Here is a 17,854-nt window from a genome sequence, read left to right as displayed (position 1 = left end):
GAACTATGCCTGCTGACGATTCGATGAGCAAATTCAATCGCCGAAAATGTGACGAACCAGCCGCGACAAAACGTCTGCCGCCCCCTCGGCGATGTGCACGTCGACCAGAAACGACAGTTCACTGGCAGAGGGATCGATTTGCGCCGTAAAGCCGCCACTGTTTCGCACGCGAAGGAACGGCTCGAAAATATAGGCAAAACTTGCCGACGTCCCTACCGCCACCACAACGTCAAAACCTTTGTGCAGCTCATCATGCAAGCGCCCCAGCGCCGAGTCTGGCAGCATTTCCTCGAACAGCACCACTGGCGGCCGCAGCACCCCGCCGCAATCTACGCAGCGTGGTGGTAGGGGGCGAGTGAGATGATCGGCCAAGTCGACGCTTTCCTGACCGCACGCCATGCAGAACAGCGGTGCAAACGTACCGTGAATCTCGATAAGTCGTTGTGGCGGGCTTCCCGCCGCCAGATGATAACCGTCGACGTTCTGGGTCAGTACCCAGCAGCCCGGCTTGCGCTGCTGCAGCTCGGCGATGGCGAAGTGACCGGCGTTGGGCTTGGCGGCGATGCAGGCGCGGCCGATTTCAGCCAGATACTTCCAGCACAGCGCCGGATCGAGCCCGAGCATCGGTCCGGACAAGGCCGTTTCGATCGGCAGGCCATCTTCGGTGTGACCGTTATAGAGTCCGCCCACGCCGCGGTAGGTCGGCAATCCGGAGTCGGCCGAAAGCCCGGCACCGGTGACGATCAGGATGCGCTCCGCTTGTCGCAACGCCTCGGCAATTTGCTGTATGGCCCCGTCCAACTTAGCCCTCCTCGACCATCGCGCCCGTCCAGCGTGTCTTTCAAAAGTCGCGGATGCCCGTCAGCTCGAAACGCATCATTCTCAATGATTGACGGTAAACGCCAGCATAGCTGACAGCTGGCACATCGGTCGGCCGCTCTCGTCGTGCCAGCGGTTGAATACCGATTGCACCGCCGCTAGGTCGCGCTGGCTGCTGGGTACCTTGTCGACGACCTTCTGCGCCTTTAGCGCCGCAACGACGTCGTTGCTGGGGATGAAGGTGTCCTTTCCCGCCATGCGCAGCAGCCGCGGCGCCGACAGGCCGCCGAGCTGGCTGCCGTGTTTGGCCAGGTAGCGCCACAGCCCGACGATGTCGGTTATCGGCCACTCAGCGATCAGGTTGCCGAAGCTACCGCGCTCCTTGGCCACGTCGAGCACGAACTGCGCGTTACGCGGCACGCTCTTGAGCTTGCCCAGATGGCGAATGATTCGCGCATCCTGCATCAGACGCTCGATGTGCTCGCCGCCCATGAGTACGAGCTTTTCCGGATCGAAGCGGAAGAACACCTCCTCGAAAGCCGGCCACTTCGCGTCCACCAGACTGTGTTTGAGCCCGGCACGAAAGATTCGCAGGCTGATCAGCGACAGATAACGGTCATCGGGAACCGCCCGCAACTCATCGGGGCTGCTCGGTTGCGGCAGCCGATTTTCCAGAGCCGCGGCCGAACCGAAACGATTGAGACAGTATTCGTGCAGCCATTTGTAATCGTGCATGCGGGACCTGAAACGTGGAATCGAAACGAGCCGTACAGGGTGCCCTTGGCAATCCGGCCCCGCAAGCCCGACCGTCGCGGTCGGGCTTGCCGGCTTATCCTCGTAGGCGCATCGCGGCGTGTCGCAGCATCCGCTCGGTTGCCGCCCAGCCCAGGCAGCCATCGGTGATGGAGACGCCATAACGCAGGTTTCCGGCCAGCGGCTGACAGCCATCGAACAGGTGACTTTCGAGCATCACCCCGCGCAGGCTCGAATCCCCAGCCAGGCGCTGATCGAGCACCGATTCGAGCACCGCTGGCTGGCGCAGCGGGTCTTTGCCACTGTTGGCATGGCTGCAGTCGACCATGATCCGCGGCGTAATGCCCTGGCGCAGCAACGTTTCGCGCGCCTTGGCGATGCTCTTTTCGTCATAGTTGGGGCCCACGTGCCCGCCACGCAACACCAGGTGGGTATCCGGGTTGCCGCGGGTTTGCAGCAGCGCCGGATGCCCGAGGTCATCGATGCCGAAATGCTGGTGCGCGTGCTCGGCCGAGCGCATTGCATCACAGGCGATACCCAGGCTGCCGTCGGTGCCGTTCTTGAAGCCCACCGGCAAATCCAGGCCACTGACCAGTTCGCGATGAATCTGCGATTCGCAGGTACGCGCGCCGATCGCCGCCCATCCCAGCAGGTCATCGAAGTAGCCGGCCGCCAGGGGCTGCAGCAGTTCGGTCGCAATCGGCAGACCGCGTTCGAGAATGTCCAGCATCAGCCGACGCGACAGACTCAGGCCTTCAGCCATGTCGCCGCTACCGTCCAGACGGGGATCGTAGACCAGCCCTTTCCAACCGACCGTGGTTCGTGGCTTTTCCACGTAAGCCCGCATCACCAGCAGCAACCGATCATCGACCTGAGGCGCCAGCTCGGCGAGGCGGTCAGCGTATTCAACGGCGGATTCGGGGTCGTGCAGCGAGCACGGACCGACCACGACGAGCAGTCGCGGGTCACTGCCATCGAGCACGGCGCGGATAGCGTTGCGGTCGGCATGGACGCGTGTGGCGAGCGCGTCGCTGAGCGGCACACGCTGACGCAATACGGCGGGGCTGGGCAGCGGATGAGCGCTGCGTCTGGACGGGGTAGCGACGGGATTGCAATTGACGAGCTGAGCGGAAGTCGGTGCGTTCATGATCTGGCGGTCCTTTGGCCGGCGCGGCATCTCTGCCGCGTCGGCGCTAGCGAAGTGTTCGGTCTATGGGTGTCGGAACAGCGGCGTTGAAGCGGCTAAATCGCCAGTCATAGCGGTAGGTGCGGTAATCGTTGCGGTAGCTGTACATGGTGCGTTCCTCGGTACGTATGGCCTTGGCAGGCCGGAAAAAACAAAACCCCCGGTCGGGTGGCCGACCGGGGGTTCGAAAACTGTTGGTGGCGACCCTGCTTGCTAGGGCGCCTGTGGGGTATCAGGCGCGCCTGTGGCTAAACCAATACCCAAAAAAGTAATAGCCGGCAGCGGCGATCAACAGCCCACGCATACGCGCGGCGCGCAGGGCACCGGCTTGAGCGAGGGACAGATGATTACGACTGGACGACATGATTGACTCCGTAAGATGGCCGAACCTTACCCCAGCGCACCGGCGATCTTCAACCAGGAATTACCGCGCCGACTCTTACAGGCTCATCACATCGACAAAACGTGGCGTGGCCTCGTTGTCGATGCGTAGGCTGGTAAAGTCGAACAGGTTGCGATCGGCTAGCTGTGATGGCACCACATTCTGCAAGGCGCGGAACATGATTTCGACGCGGCCCGGCGATTTTCGCTCCCATTCCTGCAGCATTTCCTTTACCACCTGGCGCTGTAGGTTCTCCTGCGAGCCGCAGAGATTGCACGGGATGATCGGAAATTCCTTCATGTGAGAATAGGCTTCGATATCCGCCTCGCTGCAATAGGCCAGTGGGCGAATCACCACGTTGCGGCCGTCATCGGAGAGTAGCTTGGGCGGCATGGCTTTCAGCGTGCCGCCGTAGAACATATTGAGAAAGAAGGTTTCAAGGATGTCGTCGCGATGATGACCCAATGCCATTTTCGTTGCGCCAATCTCGTCGGCGAAGGTATAGAGGGTTCCACGACGCAGGCGCGAGCACAGCGAGCAGGTGGTCTTGCCTTCCGGAATCTTTTCCTTGACCACCGAGTAGGTGTCCTTCTCGACGATGTGGTACTCCACGCCGATGGATTTTAGGTATTCGGGCAGGACGTGCTCGGGGAAGCCCGGCTGCTTCTGATCCATGTTCACCGCGACGATTTCGAACTTGATGGGCGCGACCTTCTGCAGATACAGCAGCACGTCGAGCATGGTGTAGCTGTCCTTGCCGCCAGACAGGCAGACCATGACCTTGTCACCGTCCTCGATCATGTTGAAATCGGTAACGGCCTCGCCGGCGAGGCGGCGCAGGCGTTTCTGCAGTTTGTTCTGATTGACCGAGAGGTTGCCCATTTCAGAAGTCCGGTGAGAATGCGAAAGGCGCGCATTTTACGCGCAAAGCACGCCGCGCCCTACCCCATCCGTCCAGCGATTTAACTACTGGCGCTATGCTAGGCTTGCCGGCATGAACGATGACCTCGAACCCGAGATGGACCTGGCCGAGCAGGTGTTTATATTGCTGCGCGAACAGCCGGAGGGCTGCAGCGAATATCAGCTGATCCAGCAACTCAAGGCCCGTCACAGCACCCACATCCCCAACCTGCCGCTACTGGACAAGCTGGTGCTGTTTCGCACCCATTTCCTCGTGCTCAACGCGCTGTACCGATTGCGGGATCGGCTATGGGGCGAACGCCGCCACAACCTTCAAATCTCTCCGCTGTGCCTCCAGCTTCAACCCTATGGGCCCGGGGCCAGCGAAGTCGTCGAGAACGACCCGTTGCGCGAGTACTACCTGGACCTGACCAACCTGCGCGACACGGATGAAGGCGAGGTCGAGCGTCTGCTGGCCAGCTTCTGGTCGCGGATGCGCGGTGATCATCTCGGCGAACTCGGCGATACCTGGAACCCGGAGCAAAAGCGCGCGGCCCTCGAGTTGTTCGAGTTGGACCAGGAATCCGCTTCGCTGACTATGCACACCATCAAACGCCGCTACCGCCAACTCGTCAGCATCCATCACCCTGATCGAGGCGGAAGCACCGCTCGAATACAGTCAATCAACCTGGCGATGGAAATACTGCAACGCTATTACCGTTGATTGCATAGCTCCCAAACGCTCTAACCGCGCCCGGTGCGCCGTACCGTCAACTTCCTATACTGCGACTTAAGGTCGCACGCCCGTCCAACTGACGGCACGCCAGGCGAAGCGACCTCCAAAACCGAGGAGACGCTGGCATGATCAATCACGTTTGGGGACTGTTTGCTCACCCTGGCCAGGAATGGCAGGAAATCACTGGGGAAGAACGCAACGTCGGGCATCTGCATTTAGGGGAAGTGCTGGTTCTGGCGGCGATACCTGCCATATCGGCATTCATCGGCACCACCCAGGTCGGCTGGAGCATCGGCGGCGGAGACGCCGTTAAGCTCACCGAAAGCAGCGCTTTGCAGCTTACTCTGATGTCCTACCTGGCGATGCTGGCTGGCGTCGCGGTAATGGGCGGATTCATCCACTGGATGTCCCGCACCTATGATGCCAATCCGACGCTGGTGCAATGCATCGTATTCGCCGCATACACCGCCACCCCGCTGTTCGTTGGTGGCCTGGCCGCGCTCTATCCGCACATCTGGCTGGGAATGATCGTCGGTACGGCAGCCATCTGCTACACGACCTACTTGCTCTATGTCGGCCTGCCGACGTTCATGAATATCCCTTCCGACGAAGGTTTCCTGTTCTCAAGCTCCATACTCGCCGTCGGCCTGGTCGTTCTGGTGGCGATCATCGCGCTGTCGGTGATCATGTGGGGCATGGGCGTCGGCCCGATCTACGTACGCTGATCTGCTCGTCAACTCAGCCGGCGCGACTCGTTTCTCGCCGGCTAGCCCTTCGCGTCATTCCTGCAGCTCCTTGCCTTTCCTGCTTCGTCAGCGGCCATGGTTTTGAATCCCTGCCGCGCTTGAGCGTCTATATCAGCAACAGCAGCGCTCAAGCACCGGCATCAGGAGGCACCATGACCCCAGAATTCATCAGCTTGTTTACCCGGCCTGACCGTGCCTGGGAAACCATCCGTCAAAAGGAAGATGCTCATAGCCTGCACTACCTGATGCACTTGCTTTTGCTGGCACTAATCCCCAGCGTCTGTCTGTTCATCGGGGTTACTGCCGTGGGTTGGAGCCTGGTGGATGAAGAACGCGTGAGGCTCGACTTCGGCAGCGCCTTGCAGCTGTGCCTGCTGCTGTACGTCACCATCATCATCGGCACAGTGATCATGGGCTTCTTCGTCCGCTGGATGGCTCGCGCATTCGACGTGCGACCGAACCTGAACCAGTGCATCGGCTTCATCGCATACGTCATCACCCCCTTCCTCCTCGCAGGCATTACCGGGCTGTATCCGAACCGCTGGTTCGCGGCCATCGTCCTGCTGATAGCGGGCATCTACTCCACCTATCTTCTGTTCACCGGCCTGCCCGCTTTCATGCGCCAGCGCAACTCGCAGAGCTTTCTCTATGCCAGTTCGATCTGGGGTGTCGCGTTGCTCGTGCTGGTCACGGTACTGGTCAGCATGATTCTGTTCTGGACGCTCTCGCTCGAGCCGAACTATGACCGCACCGTGGATGAAAACCAGAGCTACGGGACCCAGGACGAACGCCCCCAGGAAGAGCCCGGCGGTCTCTGAACGGTTGCCAGACTGGCACAGTGCGGCATAATTCCGGGCTTCTTCGGAGGCCCCTATGCCCGAACAGCTACATGCCCGTGTCGAAGCCTGCTATCAGTTGGCCGAAGCCTTCTTCAACCAGCGATTCGAGCGCCCACAGGTCAGCTTCAAATTACGCGGGCAGAAAGCCGGCGTTGCCCATCTGAACACCAATCTGCTGCGCTTCAACCCACAGTTGTACCGCGAGAACCGCGAACACTTCCTCAAGCAGACCGTGGCTCATGAGGTTGCACACCTGATCGCACACCAGATGTTCGGCGGCCGGATTCGCCCCCATGGCGAAGAGTGGCAATTGATCATGCGGGGTGTTTACGAACTGACACCTGACCGCTGCCATACCTATGAGATCAGCCGTCGGCAGGTCAACCGCTACATCTATCGCTGCGCCTGTGCCGGTCAGGATTTCCCCTTCACTTCGCAACGCCATGCGCTGGTGCGCAAAGGTCGCCGGTACTTCTGCCGCAGCTGTCGCGCCACGCTGGTATTCAGCGGCGAGCAGCGGGTCGAGTGACCTTACGTCTCGATCTAAAGGCGCCTCGCCCGCCAGGCGGCGAGCACGAACAGCGCCGCGAGCACCACCATTAGCGGCAGCCACCCCGCATGGTCCCAGACGTAGCCGGCGGCATAGCCCACCACACTCGATCCCAGATAATAGGCGCATAAGTACAGTGCAGAGGCCTGTGCTTTGGCACCCTTCGCATGTACGCCAACCTGACCGCTGGCCACGGCGTGCGCAGCGAAAAAGCCCAGCGTGAACAGCCCCAGCCCGATGACGATCGCGATCAACCAGGGCGTCGCGCACAAGCCCACACCCAGCAGCATCAGCCCGACGCCGCCTTGGAGTACGGCTCTGGCACCCAGGCGCGGAACCAACCGTCCCGCCCAGCCAGCACTTAGAATGCCTGCCAGATACACCACGAACAGCAGACCAATGGCAGTCGAAGACAAGCCGAACGGTGCTCCGGCCAGTCGGAACCCGATGTAGTTGAACAGCGCGACGAAGCCACCCATCAACAGGAATCCCTGCAGAAATAGATTGCGCAGGATCGGGTTGCCCAGATGTTGAGCGAAGTTGACCAGCAGCCCGTGCAGCGATAGAGGCTGGGCCGTGAAATGACGCGACGCCGGTAGTAGCCAAACGAACAATCCCAGCGACACCATCGCCAACCCGGCGATTCCGCCCAGCGCCAGTTGCCAGCCGCCAATATCGCTCAACAGGCCCGACAGCAACCTGCCCAACAACCCACCGAGGGCGGTGCCGCCGATGTACAAGCCCATCGCCGCTGGCAACGATTCAGGATCGAACTCCTCGCCGACGTACGCCATTGCCAATGCCGGCAACCCGCTGAGCGCAAGCCCCAGCAAGGCGCGCAGCACCAGCAACAGCGACCACGACTCTACCGTTACGCACGCAAGACCAAGCAGGCACGCCAGCGCCAGAGCCAGCGCCATGACCGGCTTGCGCCCCCAGCTTTCCGCGAGGCCACCGGACACCAGCAGGCAGAGCGCCAGCGACAAGGTGGTCAATGACAATGCCAGGCTGCTGCTGGCCGCCGAGACGGCGAAGTGCGACGCCAGCAGCGGCAGCAAGGGCTGCACGCAGTACAGCATGGCGAAGGTGGCGAAACCGGCACAGAACAGCGCCAGGGTGGCGCGGCGATAAGCAGGCGTGCCGCGTTTGAGGTGGTGGGAAGCGAGCGAATCAGAAGGCATGCGGTGTCCCCTACGCACGTTGGCTTGAAAAAAGCGGCGCAGGCTAGCACAGCCGCAGTAGGCCAATGACTCGGTAAAAGGACAGCTGAAAACCGTCATATACGTGCGTCAGGATTCTCATCGGCGTCGACCAACTGCCCGGCGGTGTGCTGCCCACAGGCCGCATAAGTTGAGCTAGATCAATTGAAGTGCAACTAGCGCCTTATAACCTGCGGTTGTAGACGGATGGCTTTGATTAAGCCGCCTACGCTTCCTAGACTTCAGCACAACAGCCGGAGATATAAGGTGACCGCAGTGCCGCATCACACCGATCCCGCCCCCGTCGGCAAACCGGAGGAAACCAGACTCTTCGTTTTTCTGCTGGTATTCCTGTTCCCACTTTTGAGTGTCGTGACCGTCGCCGGCTATGGCTTCATCGTCTGGATCAGCCAGATGGTCTTTGGCCCCCCCGGGCCGCCGAGCTGATCGCCCCGCCCAGTCGTTATTGCAGAGAGTCCCCCTTAGTTGCCTTGCATCAAGCAGGCGGAGCCTTACCTAGAAAATGAACGAAAGAAACGATGCTCTGCATATCGCCAGCCTGCTCGTGCATTGCCGCCCCGAGTTGCTCGAAGCCACTAAACGAAACCTTGTCCTACTGCCAGGAATCGAGCTGCACCAAGAGAGTGCTGCCGGGAAATTGGTGGTTGTTCTGGAGGCCGAGCACGAAAGCCGCATTCTCGACACGATCAACCATATCCAACAAATACCCGGCGTTCTCAACGCTGCCCTGATTTACCACGAACTCCTCTCACCAGAAGGAGAGCCTGAATGAGCCTCACACGACGTCAATTTGCCAAGGCCAATGCCGCGGCTATCGCAGCCAGCGTGGCGGGGATCCCGATCGCCACCAGCGCCAGCAATTTGATTACCGACCCGGAGGCGACGGCGCTCAAGTGGCACAAAGCGCCCTGCCGTTTCTGTGGCACCGGATGTGGCGTGATGGTCGCCACCGCCGGCGATCGAGTCGTGGCTACTCACGGCGACGTCAAGGCCGAGGTGAATCGCGGCATCAACTGCGTCAAGGGCTACTTCCTGTCGAAGATCATGTACGGCACCGACCGCCTGACGCAACCGTTGCTGCGCATGAAGAACGGCCAGTACGACAAGCAGGGCGAGTTCCAGCCGGTCAGCTGGGAACAGGCCCTCGACATCATGGAGGAGAAATACAAGGCCGCGCTCAGGGAGAGCGGCCCGAGCTCGGTCGGCATGTTCGGTTCCGGCCAGTGGACCGTGTGGGAAGGCTATGCGGCCAACAAGCTGATGAAGGCCGGCTTCCGTTCCAACAATCTCGACCCCAATGCTCGCCATTGCATGGCATCTGCGGCCGTTGGCTTCATGCGCACCTTCGGCATGGACGAGCCGATGGGCTGCTACGACGATATCGAAGCCGCAGACGCCTTCGTGCTCTGGGGGTCGAACATGGCCGAGATGCACCCCGTGCTCTGGACCCGAGTGACCGATCGCCGCCTGAGCGCGCCGCACGTCAAGGTCGCGGTCATGTCGACCTTCGAGCACCGCAGCTTCGACCTGGCCGATATCCCGATGGTCTTCAATCCGCAGACCGATCTGGTGATCCTCAACTACATCGCCAATCACATCATCCAAAGCGGAGCGGTCAATCAGGACTTCGTCAAGAACCACACCAAGTTTGCCAAGGGCGCGACCAATATCGGTTACGGCCTGCGTCCGACCGATCCGCGTGAACTGAAGGCGGAAAACGCCGCCGTCGCCGGCAGTTGGACCGACATCAGCTTCGAGGACTACGCCGAGTTCCTCAAGCCCTACACCTTGGAGCACGCCGCGCACGAGTCGGGCGTACCCGCCGAGCGCCTGAAAGCACTGGCCGAGCTGTATGCCGATCCAAAGACCAAGGTGATGTCGTTCTGGACCATGGGCTTCAACCAGCACACCCGCGGTGTCTGGGCGAACAACATGATCTACAACATCCACCTGCTCACCGGGAAGATCAGCGAGCCCGGCAACAGCCCCTTCTCGCTCACCGGCCAGCCATCGGCATGCGGCACCGCACGCGAAGTCGGCACCTTCTCCCATCGCCTGCCTGCGGACATGGTCGTCACCAACCCCAAGCACCGCGCCGTAACCGAGAAGATCTGGAAGCTGCCCGAAGGCACCATCCAGGAAAAGCCCGGTTTCCATGCCGTCCAGCAGAGCCGCGAGCTGAAGGACGGCAACCTCAAGGTCTACTGGACCCAGGCCACCAATAACATGCAGGCCGGCCCGAACATCATGCAGGAGGTGCTGCCCGGCTGGCGCAACCCGGAAACCTTCGTCATCGTTTCCGACGTCTACCCCACGGTGTCCGCCCAGGCCGCCGACCTGATTCTTCCTGCCGCCATGTGGGTGGAAAAGGAAGGCGCCTACGGCAACGCCGAGCGCCGCACGCATGTATGGCACCAGTTGGTCAGTGCGCCCGGCGAGGCACGCTCGGATCTCTGGCAGCTGATGGAATTCTCCAAGCGCTTCACCACGGACGAGGTCTGGCCAGCCGAGCTGCTGGCCAAGGCGCCGGAGCTGAAAGGCAAGACCTTGTTCGAGGTGCTATTCAAGAACGGCCAGGTGGACCGCTTCCCCACCAGCGACATTGCCGAGGGCTACCGCAACCAGGAATCGGAGGCCTACGGCTTCTACGTGCAGAAAGGCCTATTCGAGGAATACGCCCAGTTCGGTCGCGGCCATGGTCACGACCTAGCCGACTTCGACCGCTATCACCAGGAACGCGGCTTGCGCTGGCCGGTCGTGGACGGCAAGGAAACGCTATGGCGCTACCGCGAGGGATATGACCCGTACGTCGAGAAAGGCACGGGCGTGCAGTTCTACGGCTACCCGGACAAAAAGGCGATCATCTTCGCCCTGCCCTACGAGGTTCCGGCCGAAGTACCGGACCAGGATTATCCGTTCTGGCTGAGCACCGGCCGTGTTCTCGAACACTGGCACACCGGCAGCATGACTCAGCGTGTCGATGAGCTGCACCAGGCAGTTCCTGATGCGCTGGTGTATATGCACCCCGACGATGCCCGCGACCTCAAGGCGCGCCGTGGCAGCGTGGTCAAGGTGATCAGCCGTCGCGGGGAAATGCAGGCCCGTGTCGAAACCCGAGGGCGCAACAAGCCGCCGAAAGGCTTGATCTTCGTGCCCTTCTTCGATGCCAACAAACTGATCAACAAGGTCACCCTCGACGCGACCGACCCGATCTCCAAGCAAACCGACTACAAGAAATGCGCCGTGAAGATCGAAGTGGTCAGCATCGCCTGAGGAGAGTCGCCATGAAATTTCGTCTACTGCCTTTGACGCTCCTCGCGGTGTTTGGCCTGGCGATTGCCGCCGGGCCGGACTATCCCTTGGATGCCCCTGCTCCGGACGGACGCCGGCCGGGCGGCACCATTACCCAGGAGTTCACGCCGCCACCTCTCAAAGATGAGGAAAACAAGGATCTCAAGCGCGAGCGCAACTACCCCGAGCAACCGCCGACCATCCCACACACCATTCGCGGTTATCAGATGGACAAGAACGGCAACAAGTGCCTGGCATGCCATAGCCGAGCCAACAGTGCCCGCACCCAGGCGCCGATGATCAGCATCACGCACTTCACCGATCGGGACGGCCAGACGTTGGGTGCGGTGGCCCCTCGTCGATATTTCTGCACCCAGTGCCATGTGGTGCAACACGATGTGAAGCCGCTGGTGGAGAACGACTTCAAGAACATAGACAAGCTGCTGTATCACGAAAACAAGCAGAACGAAGAATGAGGGCGCCGGGATGAAGTCGATACTGTCGTTTCTCAAGCGATACTGGACGGTCCTGCGCCGCCCGAGCGTGCACTACAGCCTGGGCGTGCTAACCCTTGGCGGATTCCTCGCGGGGATCATCTTTTGGGGCGGGTTCAACACCGCGCTCGAAGCGACCAACACCGAAGCCTTCTGCATCTCCTGTCACGAGATGGAAGACAACGTGTACATGGAGATCAAGGACACCATCCACTACACCAACCGCTCGGGTGTGCGCGCTACCTGCCCGGACTGCCATGTCCCGCATGAATGGACGGACAAGATCGCGCGCAAGATGCAGGCGTCCAAGGAGGTCTGGGGCAAGATCTTCGGCACCATCAACACGCGCGAGAAATTCCTCGGCATGCGCCGGGAATTGGCCGAGCATGAGTGGCGGCGCTTGAAGGCTAACGACTCGCTGGAATGCCGTAATTGCCACAACTTCGAGTTCATGGATTTCACTCGCCAGAGCAAGCGCGCTTCACAGTTCCATTCCACCGCTCTGGCCAACGGCGAAGCCACCTGTATCGATTGCCACAAGGGCATCGCTCATCGGTTGCCGGACATGCACGGCGTGCCGGGCTGGTAACCCCAAACTGGCGCGGCCTTACAAGCCGCGCCGGCTTTTGAACTGCACCTCCCACACTCTTCGTTGCATGCCCGTACACCGGCCATGAACGACGCAGTTGCGTGCGAGTCGAACAACGGCTATCAATCAACGGTACCCAAACAAGGAGCTCTACCATGCGCTACTGTCTGCTCGGCGCGCTGATGGCCGCCAGCACCCTCGCCCAAGCCGAGGTCCAGACTCAAGAGATGCCCTATACCGCCGCCGACGGAACCGAGATGATCGGGTACTACGCCTACGACGACGCCATCGAAGGCAAGCGCCCCGGTATCGTGGTGGTTCATGAGTGGTGGGGCCTCAACGACTATGCCAAAAGCCGCGCCCGTGACCTGGCCGCGCTGGGCTACAGCGCACTGGCGATCGACATGTATGGCGAGGGCAAGAACACCGAGCATCCCAAGGACGCCATGAGTTTCATGCAAGCCGCCCTGGCCAACTCCGACGCTGCCAAGGAGCGCTTCAACGCCGGTCTTGATCTGCTTAAGCAGCAACAGCAGACGGACGCCGCCAAGCTTGCCGCGATCGGCTACTGCTTCGGCGGCAAGGTGGTGCTGGACATGGCGCGTCAGGGCGTACCGCTCGAGGGCGTGGTCAGCTTCCACGGCGCACTGGCGACGCAAACCCGCGCCGTTCCCGGCAGCATCAAGGCCCGTGTACTGGTCGAACACGGCAGCGCAGATAGCATGGTCAGCGCCGAAGACGTGGCGGCACTGAGCTTGGAAATGGTCGCGGCCGGTGCCGACTATCAGCTCGTCAGCCTGCCTGGCGCCAAGCATGGCTTCAGCAACCCCGATGCAGATAAATTCCAGGAAAAAGGTGTCGACGTGGCCTACAACAAAGCCGCCGACGAGCGTTCCTGGAACGACATGCAGCGCTTCCTTGACGAAACATTCACCAGTACTCAGCCATAGCGGCAGGCATCGCGTCGCATTCAATCGCGATCACATCCTTTCGGAACCCGCTTGCCGGTGGACCCGGCAAGTACCGATATTTCCAACACAAGCGAACACGATAGATACCGACCGACCGCAACGATTACCTCCCGTTCCACGTCGGGTACGCCCAACACCCCGCCGTGCTAGCATTGCCCCCTGCGCAACCTTCCCCTCATCCCTATCGATCGCGAGTCATGGCCGAACACGATTTTCGCTACAACCTGCTCAATCCCGGACACACACTGACCGAATGCCGAGCCCTGGCACCGGGCCGCTATCAAGTCACCGGTAACGGCGGCAATGTGCGTTCAGGCGATATTCTGATCGTCACGCTCAAAGGCAGTCGTGACCTCTTTCAGCGCCTGACGGTCGACAAGGTTCGCCACTTGATCAATCCGCCGGGTCAATGGATGGCTGTGGCGAACGGACCGGTCTTCCGTGAGCTGGCGATTCTCAATTGGCAGGTCGACTGCGACGGCTGCGGAAAACAACTCGATTTCGAGTTCGCCGTGGATGCCGCCAAAGGCGATACCGCACGTGCCCCGGCGGCCGAAGCGCGGATCGCGGAGCTGGGCTGGAAGAACAACGCCGGCCAGCATCTGTGCCCGACCTGCCAGAGGGCACAGCCATGAGAACGTTGATCATGGCCGGCTTGGCCGTGGTGTCCGTTGCAGGTTGCTCGGTCGAGCCACTGACGCTACAGAACGACGTCACTTATATCGCTGAGTGGATCGGCGACGAACCCGTGGTTGGACGCAATCCGGTCTCGCTGACGTTCAGCGAAGACCGCGCCTACGGCAACGCTGGCTGTAATCATTGGTTCGCCAGCTATCAGATCGAGCACCAGAAGCTTCGCTTCAGCGAGATCGGAAGCACGCGCAAGATGTGCGCCGAGCACATCATGAAGCAGGAGCAGCGGTTTCTGGAGTTGCTGTCACGGGTCGAGCGCTGGGATGTTTCCAAGATCGATCAGCTGCGCTTCTGGCCCACCGAGGGCGCCCCGCTACGCGTCTGGCCGGAACAGAACTAAGCTGCGCCAAAGCTGGGCATTGCACCCAACGAAAGCAACTCAAACAGACTGAAACAGTGCAGAAAACCGAGCGTCCCGCACGCCCGCTCCGCTCGAAGCGCGAAAGCGCTGTCTCTGACATTTCCCCGCCGACCCTCTCATCGCCGCATGCCGCGCGGCTTCAGGCTGTGCGGCTGCTCGGAAGTCGCCTGACGGCATTCGACGGATCGGGCAAACACTATGCGGCAAACCGCTCGCTGAAAACTGGCACGCCCCATGCAAATATCCAGATAACCGTTTCGGGGGCCCTGGTACAGGCAGGCCAGGGATCCCCTCTTTTACACCCCAGGCAAAGGGCCGCTCAGTGAGCGGCCCTGCTTATTTCTGGCGGTAGGTTTCGTCGTGGAAGCCTGGTCATTAACCAGCCTTCTTGAATGCCTGAACCAGAGGTGGGTCCGCGCGGCGGGCGGCCTTAGAACAGGCGAAGTTGCTCGAAACCACTGCGCAGGTCGATCAAGCGAACCCCGACGCCAATCAGCCTCACCGGACGCTTGCCGCGCGCAAAGGCACCAGCAAGAAGGTCGGCGTAATCCTCCAGTTCGAGGCCGGAACCCGCCTGCTCGAGGGTCGTCTGGGTGAAGTCATGGAATTTGAGTTTGACGAAAGGTTTGCCCGGACGGTAGCCGCTATCGAGCCGCGCCATCCTGCCATTGAGTTGTTCAAGCAATTCGGGCAGCCGCTCGAGACAGGCCGCAAGATCTGGCAAGTCGCGATCGTAAGTGTTCTCGACGCTGACCGATTGACGCCGACTCTCGACCTGAACCAGACGCTCGTCGACTCCATGCGCCAACCCCCACAGCCTTTCGCCGAACGAACCGAAGTCCCGAACCAGATCCAGGCGTTTCCAGCTGCGCAGATCAGCACAGGTATGAATACCCAGCCGTTTCAGCTTGTCGGCGGTGACTCGACCGACCCCATGCAACTTGGTGACCGGCAGCGCCAATACGAAGTCATCGATCTGGTCTGGAGTGATCACGAACAGCCCATCCGGTTTGTTCCAATCACTGGCTATCTTGGCGAGAAACTTGTTCGGCGCGACACCCGCCGACACCGTGATGCGCAGCTGTTGCCAGACCCGCCGGCGGATATCCTGGGCAATGCGCGTGGCGCTGCCAGCGAAATGCTCGCAGGCACTCACGTCGAGATAAGCCTCGTCGAGCGATAACGGCTCGATCAAATCGGTATAGGTACGAAAGATGCCGTGGATTTCGCGCGAGGCTTCCTTGTAGGCGTCCATACGAGGCCGCAGGATCAGCAGATCCGGGCAAAGCTTCAACGCATGCCCCGACGCCATTGCCGAACGCACCCCGTAAGCGCGCGCCTCGTAATTACAAGTGGCTATGACGCCGCGACGGTCGGCGAGCCCGCCCACCGCGATGGGCCGATTCGCGAGACTCGGATCGTCACGCATTTCGATGGCTGCGTAGAAGCAGTCACAATCAACATGGATGATTTTGCGCGAAGTGTTAACGAGTGAATTTCCTTGGCTCTGCACCGACTACGGCTCATTGGCACCGCTCTGTACTGCAAATCTTTGGACGCTAACCACGGTGCGAGAGTGATTATCGTCCATCTGCGGATCGCAACGCAGCCATTTGTCGAGACCTGGCCAGCGCGAACCCAAGGCGTGGCGAAACAATCAATTCAGCGACCGCTGGAGAGGCGCCACCGCCACCGAAGCACTTGCATAGCTCTGCAGTAACGAATGATGTCATTTTGATATGTAAAATCAGTCACAGATTGCTAGAATTCCGTCGCCTTTCATGGATGAGGACGCATCATGCCGGAACATCAAGACGAAAAGCGGCAATACCATGCGCTACGCAAGCACATCGAAGAGCTGCTGGACTCCGGAGCGGTAATTACGGAACGTAGCCCGCTGACCCTGTCCCTGGGTGGCCGAATCTTACGTGTGAAGCATGGAATGGTGGTTAGCTTCCACGCGCTGCCCGATGCATTCGAGCGCTCTTTCGGTCGCCGATAATCCCGTCGACCGCCTGCGCACGTCAAAATCGGTTCAAGGCGAACAAATCCTGCGAATGCCCAGTCGGATTCAGAGAGATCTGAACAATTCCACCAGCCGAGGATTGCCTATGAATACCTGTATATCCCTGACCGTTGCAGTCTTTGCCAGCATTCTTGCAACCAGCGCCATAGCCAATCAGGACGATATGCATGACGGCACGCATGGCGCTGCCGGCGACACCCAAGGCAGCGCCATGAGCGAGACCCATCAGCGTGCCAATACCGCCAACGTCGGGAAAGACGGCAAAACCATTGACCAGAAAATGAAGAACGACGTCCAGGACGACTGGCGCGAGGACGCCGAAGAGCGCCGCGACGCCGACGTCAGCAAGCCGGAACAGCGCTGACCTGAGGTGCGTTAGAGTTCGAGGGGGTAAGGCTCAATCAGCGCCTTGCCGTACCCCTCCACGAATTCCGCCGGCATCCGCTTGGGCTTACCACTCGACAGCTGGATGCAAACGAAGGTGGTCTGCGCACGTAGCAGGGTACAGCCATCGGCAGGCCTGACCAACTGGAAATTACGCTTCATCTTCAATCGCTGATCGGAATCGACGATCCAGGTCGCCAGCCGTAATCGATCGCCCTGATAGGCTGCCGCCAGGTAATCGATTTCATGCCTGAGCACCGCCATGGCGCGGTCCAGTCGGCGATAGTCTTCCAACCCCAGCCCCAGGCTCTGTGAGTGTTGCCAGGCACACCGCTCCAACCAGGATACGTATACCGCATTGTTGGCGTGGCCCAGCTCGTCGATATGCTCGGCCTCGACAATGAAATCGATGATGAACGCGTCGGTCTGGTCCCAGATCATGCCTATCCTCGCTGTGCAGTGCGCCGTCAGATTGCGGTCATGCTCTATTGGAAGCCAGACGCCAGTGGATGTCACGTACGCGGCGATCATCTATGACGAACCATTCAGCATTCAGCATCGTTTCAATCTGATGAACAGAGCCTGACCACAGATGAAAGAGCGCCCAAAACAAAAAGGGCCATTTCGTAAGAAATGACCCTTTGATGCCCAAAACGGGCAAAAAAAATGGCGTCCCCTAGGGGACTCGAACCCCTGTTACCGCCGTGAAAGGGCGGTGTCCTAGGCCACTAGACGAAGGGGACGAAACCTTCGATGAACAGATCGCAAACCGCTACGACCTGTCGTGGATTGGTGGAGCTAGACGGGATCGAACCGTCGACCTCTTGCATGCCATGCAAGCGCTCTCCCAGCTGAGCTATAGCCCCGGATTTAACGTCTCCCGACTCGCATCGCTTGCGCAATGCGATCTGAAT

The 17,854-nt window shown here is 60.3% G+C and carries 21 protein-coding genes, 2 tRNA genes and 1 pseudogene; 14 read left to right on the top strand and 10 right to left on the bottom strand.

The features are described from left to right. Nucleotides 1-33 precede the first annotated feature (33 nt). From MCB86_RS19735 to ttcA, 5 genes and pseudogenes are all read right to left on the bottom strand, one after another. Nucleotides 34-801, bottom strand: coding sequence for an NAD-dependent deacylase (locus MCB86_RS19735; protein WP_239611946.1), 768 nt, complete (start codon nt 799-801; stop codon nt 34-36). 81 nt (nt 802-882) lie between these two features. After that, complete coding sequence (locus tag MCB86_RS19730; protein WP_045161135.1) at nt 883-1,554, bottom strand: DNA-3-methyladenine glycosylase I; 672 nt, start codon at nt 1,552-1,554, stop codon at nt 883-885. 94 nt (nt 1,555-1,648) lie between these two features. Then, entirely contained in the window at nt 1,649-2,719 is a 1,071-nt protein-coding gene (locus MCB86_RS19725) for a 3-deoxy-7-phosphoheptulonate synthase (RefSeq protein WP_239611945.1), read from the bottom strand. Between the two features lie 271 nt (nt 2,720-2,990). Further along, nucleotides 2,991-3,122, bottom strand: a complete 132-nt coding sequence (locus tag MCB86_RS23005) for a hypothetical protein (RefSeq protein ID WP_268988804.1) — start codon at nt 3,120-3,122, stop codon at nt 2,991-2,993. A gap of 75 nt (nt 3,123-3,197) precedes the next feature. After that, nucleotides 3,198-4,025: pseudogene (gene ttcA, locus MCB86_RS19720) on the bottom strand (tRNA 2-thiocytidine(32) synthetase TtcA); the annotation flags it as partial. Between the two features lie 109 nt (nt 4,026-4,134). Here ttcA and MCB86_RS19715 point away from each other — a divergent pair. The 4 genes from MCB86_RS19715 (at nt 4,135) to MCB86_RS19700 (ending at nt 6,890) form a co-directional block, all read left to right on the top strand. Then, entirely contained in the window at nt 4,135-4,764 is a 630-nt protein-coding gene (locus tag MCB86_RS19715) for a DNA-J related domain-containing protein (protein ID WP_239611943.1), read from the top strand. 137 nt (nt 4,765-4,901) lie between these two features. Beyond that, nucleotides 4,902-5,501: a Yip1 family protein gene (locus MCB86_RS19710; RefSeq protein ID WP_045161131.1), complete on the top strand. Its 600-nt coding sequence runs from the start codon at nt 4,902-4,904 to the stop codon at nt 5,499-5,501. A 173-nt stretch (nt 5,502-5,674) separates the two neighbouring features. Then, nucleotides 5,675-6,340 carry a Yip1 family protein gene (locus MCB86_RS19705; protein ID WP_045161130.1) on the top strand — a complete coding sequence of 222 codons (666 nt, stop codon included), beginning with the start codon at nt 5,675-5,677 and terminating at the stop codon, nt 6,338-6,340. A gap of 55 nt (nt 6,341-6,395) precedes the next feature. Continuing rightward, nucleotides 6,396-6,890: a SprT family zinc-dependent metalloprotease gene (locus MCB86_RS19700; protein WP_045161129.1), complete on the top strand. Its 495-nt coding sequence runs from the start codon at nt 6,396-6,398 to the stop codon at nt 6,888-6,890. Nucleotides 6,891-6,904: 14 nt separating this feature from the next. Here MCB86_RS19700 and MCB86_RS19695 read toward each other — a convergent pair whose 3' ends face one another. After that, nucleotides 6,905-8,092 carry an MFS transporter gene (locus MCB86_RS19695; protein WP_239611942.1) on the bottom strand — a complete coding sequence of 396 codons (1,188 nt, stop codon included), beginning with the start codon at nt 8,090-8,092 and terminating at the stop codon, nt 6,905-6,907. Nucleotides 8,093-8,386: 294 nt separating this feature from the next. On the opposite strand from MCB86_RS19695, the gene napE reads away from it, so the two are divergent. From napE to MCB86_RS19655, 8 genes are all read left to right on the top strand, one after another. Then, complete coding sequence (gene napE, locus MCB86_RS19690; protein WP_230623574.1) at nt 8,387-8,557, top strand: periplasmic nitrate reductase, NapE protein; 171 nt, start codon at nt 8,387-8,389, stop codon at nt 8,555-8,557. Between the two features lie 76 nt (nt 8,558-8,633). Further along, nucleotides 8,634-8,903, top strand: a complete 270-nt coding sequence (locus MCB86_RS19685) for a chaperone NapD (protein WP_045161124.1) — start codon at nt 8,634-8,636, stop codon at nt 8,901-8,903. Then, nucleotides 8,900-11,404, top strand: coding sequence for a nitrate reductase catalytic subunit NapA (gene napA / locus MCB86_RS19680; protein ID WP_239611941.1), 2,505 nt, complete (start codon nt 8,900-8,902; stop codon nt 11,402-11,404). The genes MCB86_RS19685 and napA overlap by 4 nt, the downstream gene beginning before the upstream one ends. 11 nt (nt 11,405-11,415) lie before the next feature. Continuing rightward, a complete protein-coding gene (locus tag MCB86_RS19675) occupies nt 11,416-11,898 on the top strand; it encodes a nitrate reductase cytochrome c-type subunit (RefSeq protein ID WP_045161122.1) in 483 nt (160 codons plus the stop codon). A gap of 10 nt (nt 11,899-11,908) precedes the next feature. Then, nucleotides 11,909-12,505 (top strand): cytochrome c3 family protein, encoded by a 597-nt coding sequence (locus MCB86_RS19670; protein ID WP_045161121.1) that lies wholly within the window; start codon nt 11,909-11,911, stop codon nt 12,503-12,505. 155 nt (nt 12,506-12,660) lie between these two features. Further along, nucleotides 12,661-13,455 (top strand): dienelactone hydrolase family protein, encoded by a 795-nt coding sequence (locus MCB86_RS19665; RefSeq protein WP_239611940.1) that lies wholly within the window; start codon nt 12,661-12,663, stop codon nt 13,453-13,455. Nucleotides 13,456-13,673: 218 nt separating this feature from the next. Beyond that, nucleotides 13,674-14,111 (top strand): hypothetical protein, encoded by a 438-nt coding sequence (locus MCB86_RS19660; RefSeq protein WP_045161119.1) that lies wholly within the window; start codon nt 13,674-13,676, stop codon nt 14,109-14,111. Next, a complete protein-coding gene (locus MCB86_RS19655; RefSeq protein ID WP_239611939.1) occupies nt 14,108-14,509 on the top strand; it encodes an META domain-containing protein in 402 nt (133 codons plus the stop codon). Before MCB86_RS19660 ends, MCB86_RS19655 begins: the two co-directional genes overlap by 4 nt. Nucleotides 14,510-14,960: 451 nt before the next feature. Here MCB86_RS19655 and dinB read toward each other — a convergent pair whose 3' ends face one another. Beyond that, entirely contained in the window at nt 14,961-16,043 is a 1,083-nt protein-coding gene (dinB, locus tag MCB86_RS19650) for a DNA polymerase IV (RefSeq protein WP_045161116.1), read from the bottom strand. Between the two features lie 285 nt (nt 16,044-16,328). Between dinB and MCB86_RS19645 the strand changes: the two genes are divergently transcribed. Together MCB86_RS19645 and MCB86_RS19640 are read left to right on the top strand one after the other, a co-directional pair. Then, nucleotides 16,329-16,532 carry a hypothetical protein gene (locus MCB86_RS19645; protein ID WP_045161115.1) on the top strand — a complete coding sequence of 68 codons (204 nt, stop codon included), beginning with the start codon at nt 16,329-16,331 and terminating at the stop codon, nt 16,530-16,532. Between the two features lie 109 nt (nt 16,533-16,641). Further along, the gene (locus tag MCB86_RS19640; protein ID WP_239611938.1) at nt 16,642-16,920 is read left to right on the top strand and encodes a hypothetical protein; all 279 of its coding nucleotides are present in this window, start codon (nt 16,642-16,644) and stop codon (nt 16,918-16,920) included. A gap of 11 nt (nt 16,921-16,931) precedes the next feature. On the opposite strand, the gene MCB86_RS19635 is transcribed toward MCB86_RS19640, so the two are convergent. From MCB86_RS19635 to MCB86_RS19625, 3 genes are all read right to left on the bottom strand, one after another. After that, nucleotides 16,932-17,381 (bottom strand): thioesterase family protein, encoded by a 450-nt coding sequence (locus MCB86_RS19635; protein WP_045161113.1) that lies wholly within the window; start codon nt 17,379-17,381, stop codon nt 16,932-16,934. Between the two features lie 226 nt (nt 17,382-17,607). Next, nucleotides 17,608-17,683: transfer RNA gene (locus MCB86_RS19630), tRNA-Glu, on the bottom strand. Nucleotides 17,684-17,730: 47 nt separating this feature from the next. Continuing rightward, nucleotides 17,731-17,806 (bottom strand) — tRNA-Ala (locus tag MCB86_RS19625). Nucleotides 17,807-17,854 lie beyond the last annotated feature (48 nt).

Origin of the sequence: Pseudomonas sp. KSR10, assembly GCF_022355455.1 — a bacterium.
GTDB lineage: Bacteria > Pseudomonadota > Gammaproteobacteria > Pseudomonadales > Pseudomonadaceae > Stutzerimonas > Stutzerimonas stutzeri_E.
Note: the sequence above shows the minus strand (reverse complement) of the source record. Positions and strands in the feature narration are given on the sequence as shown.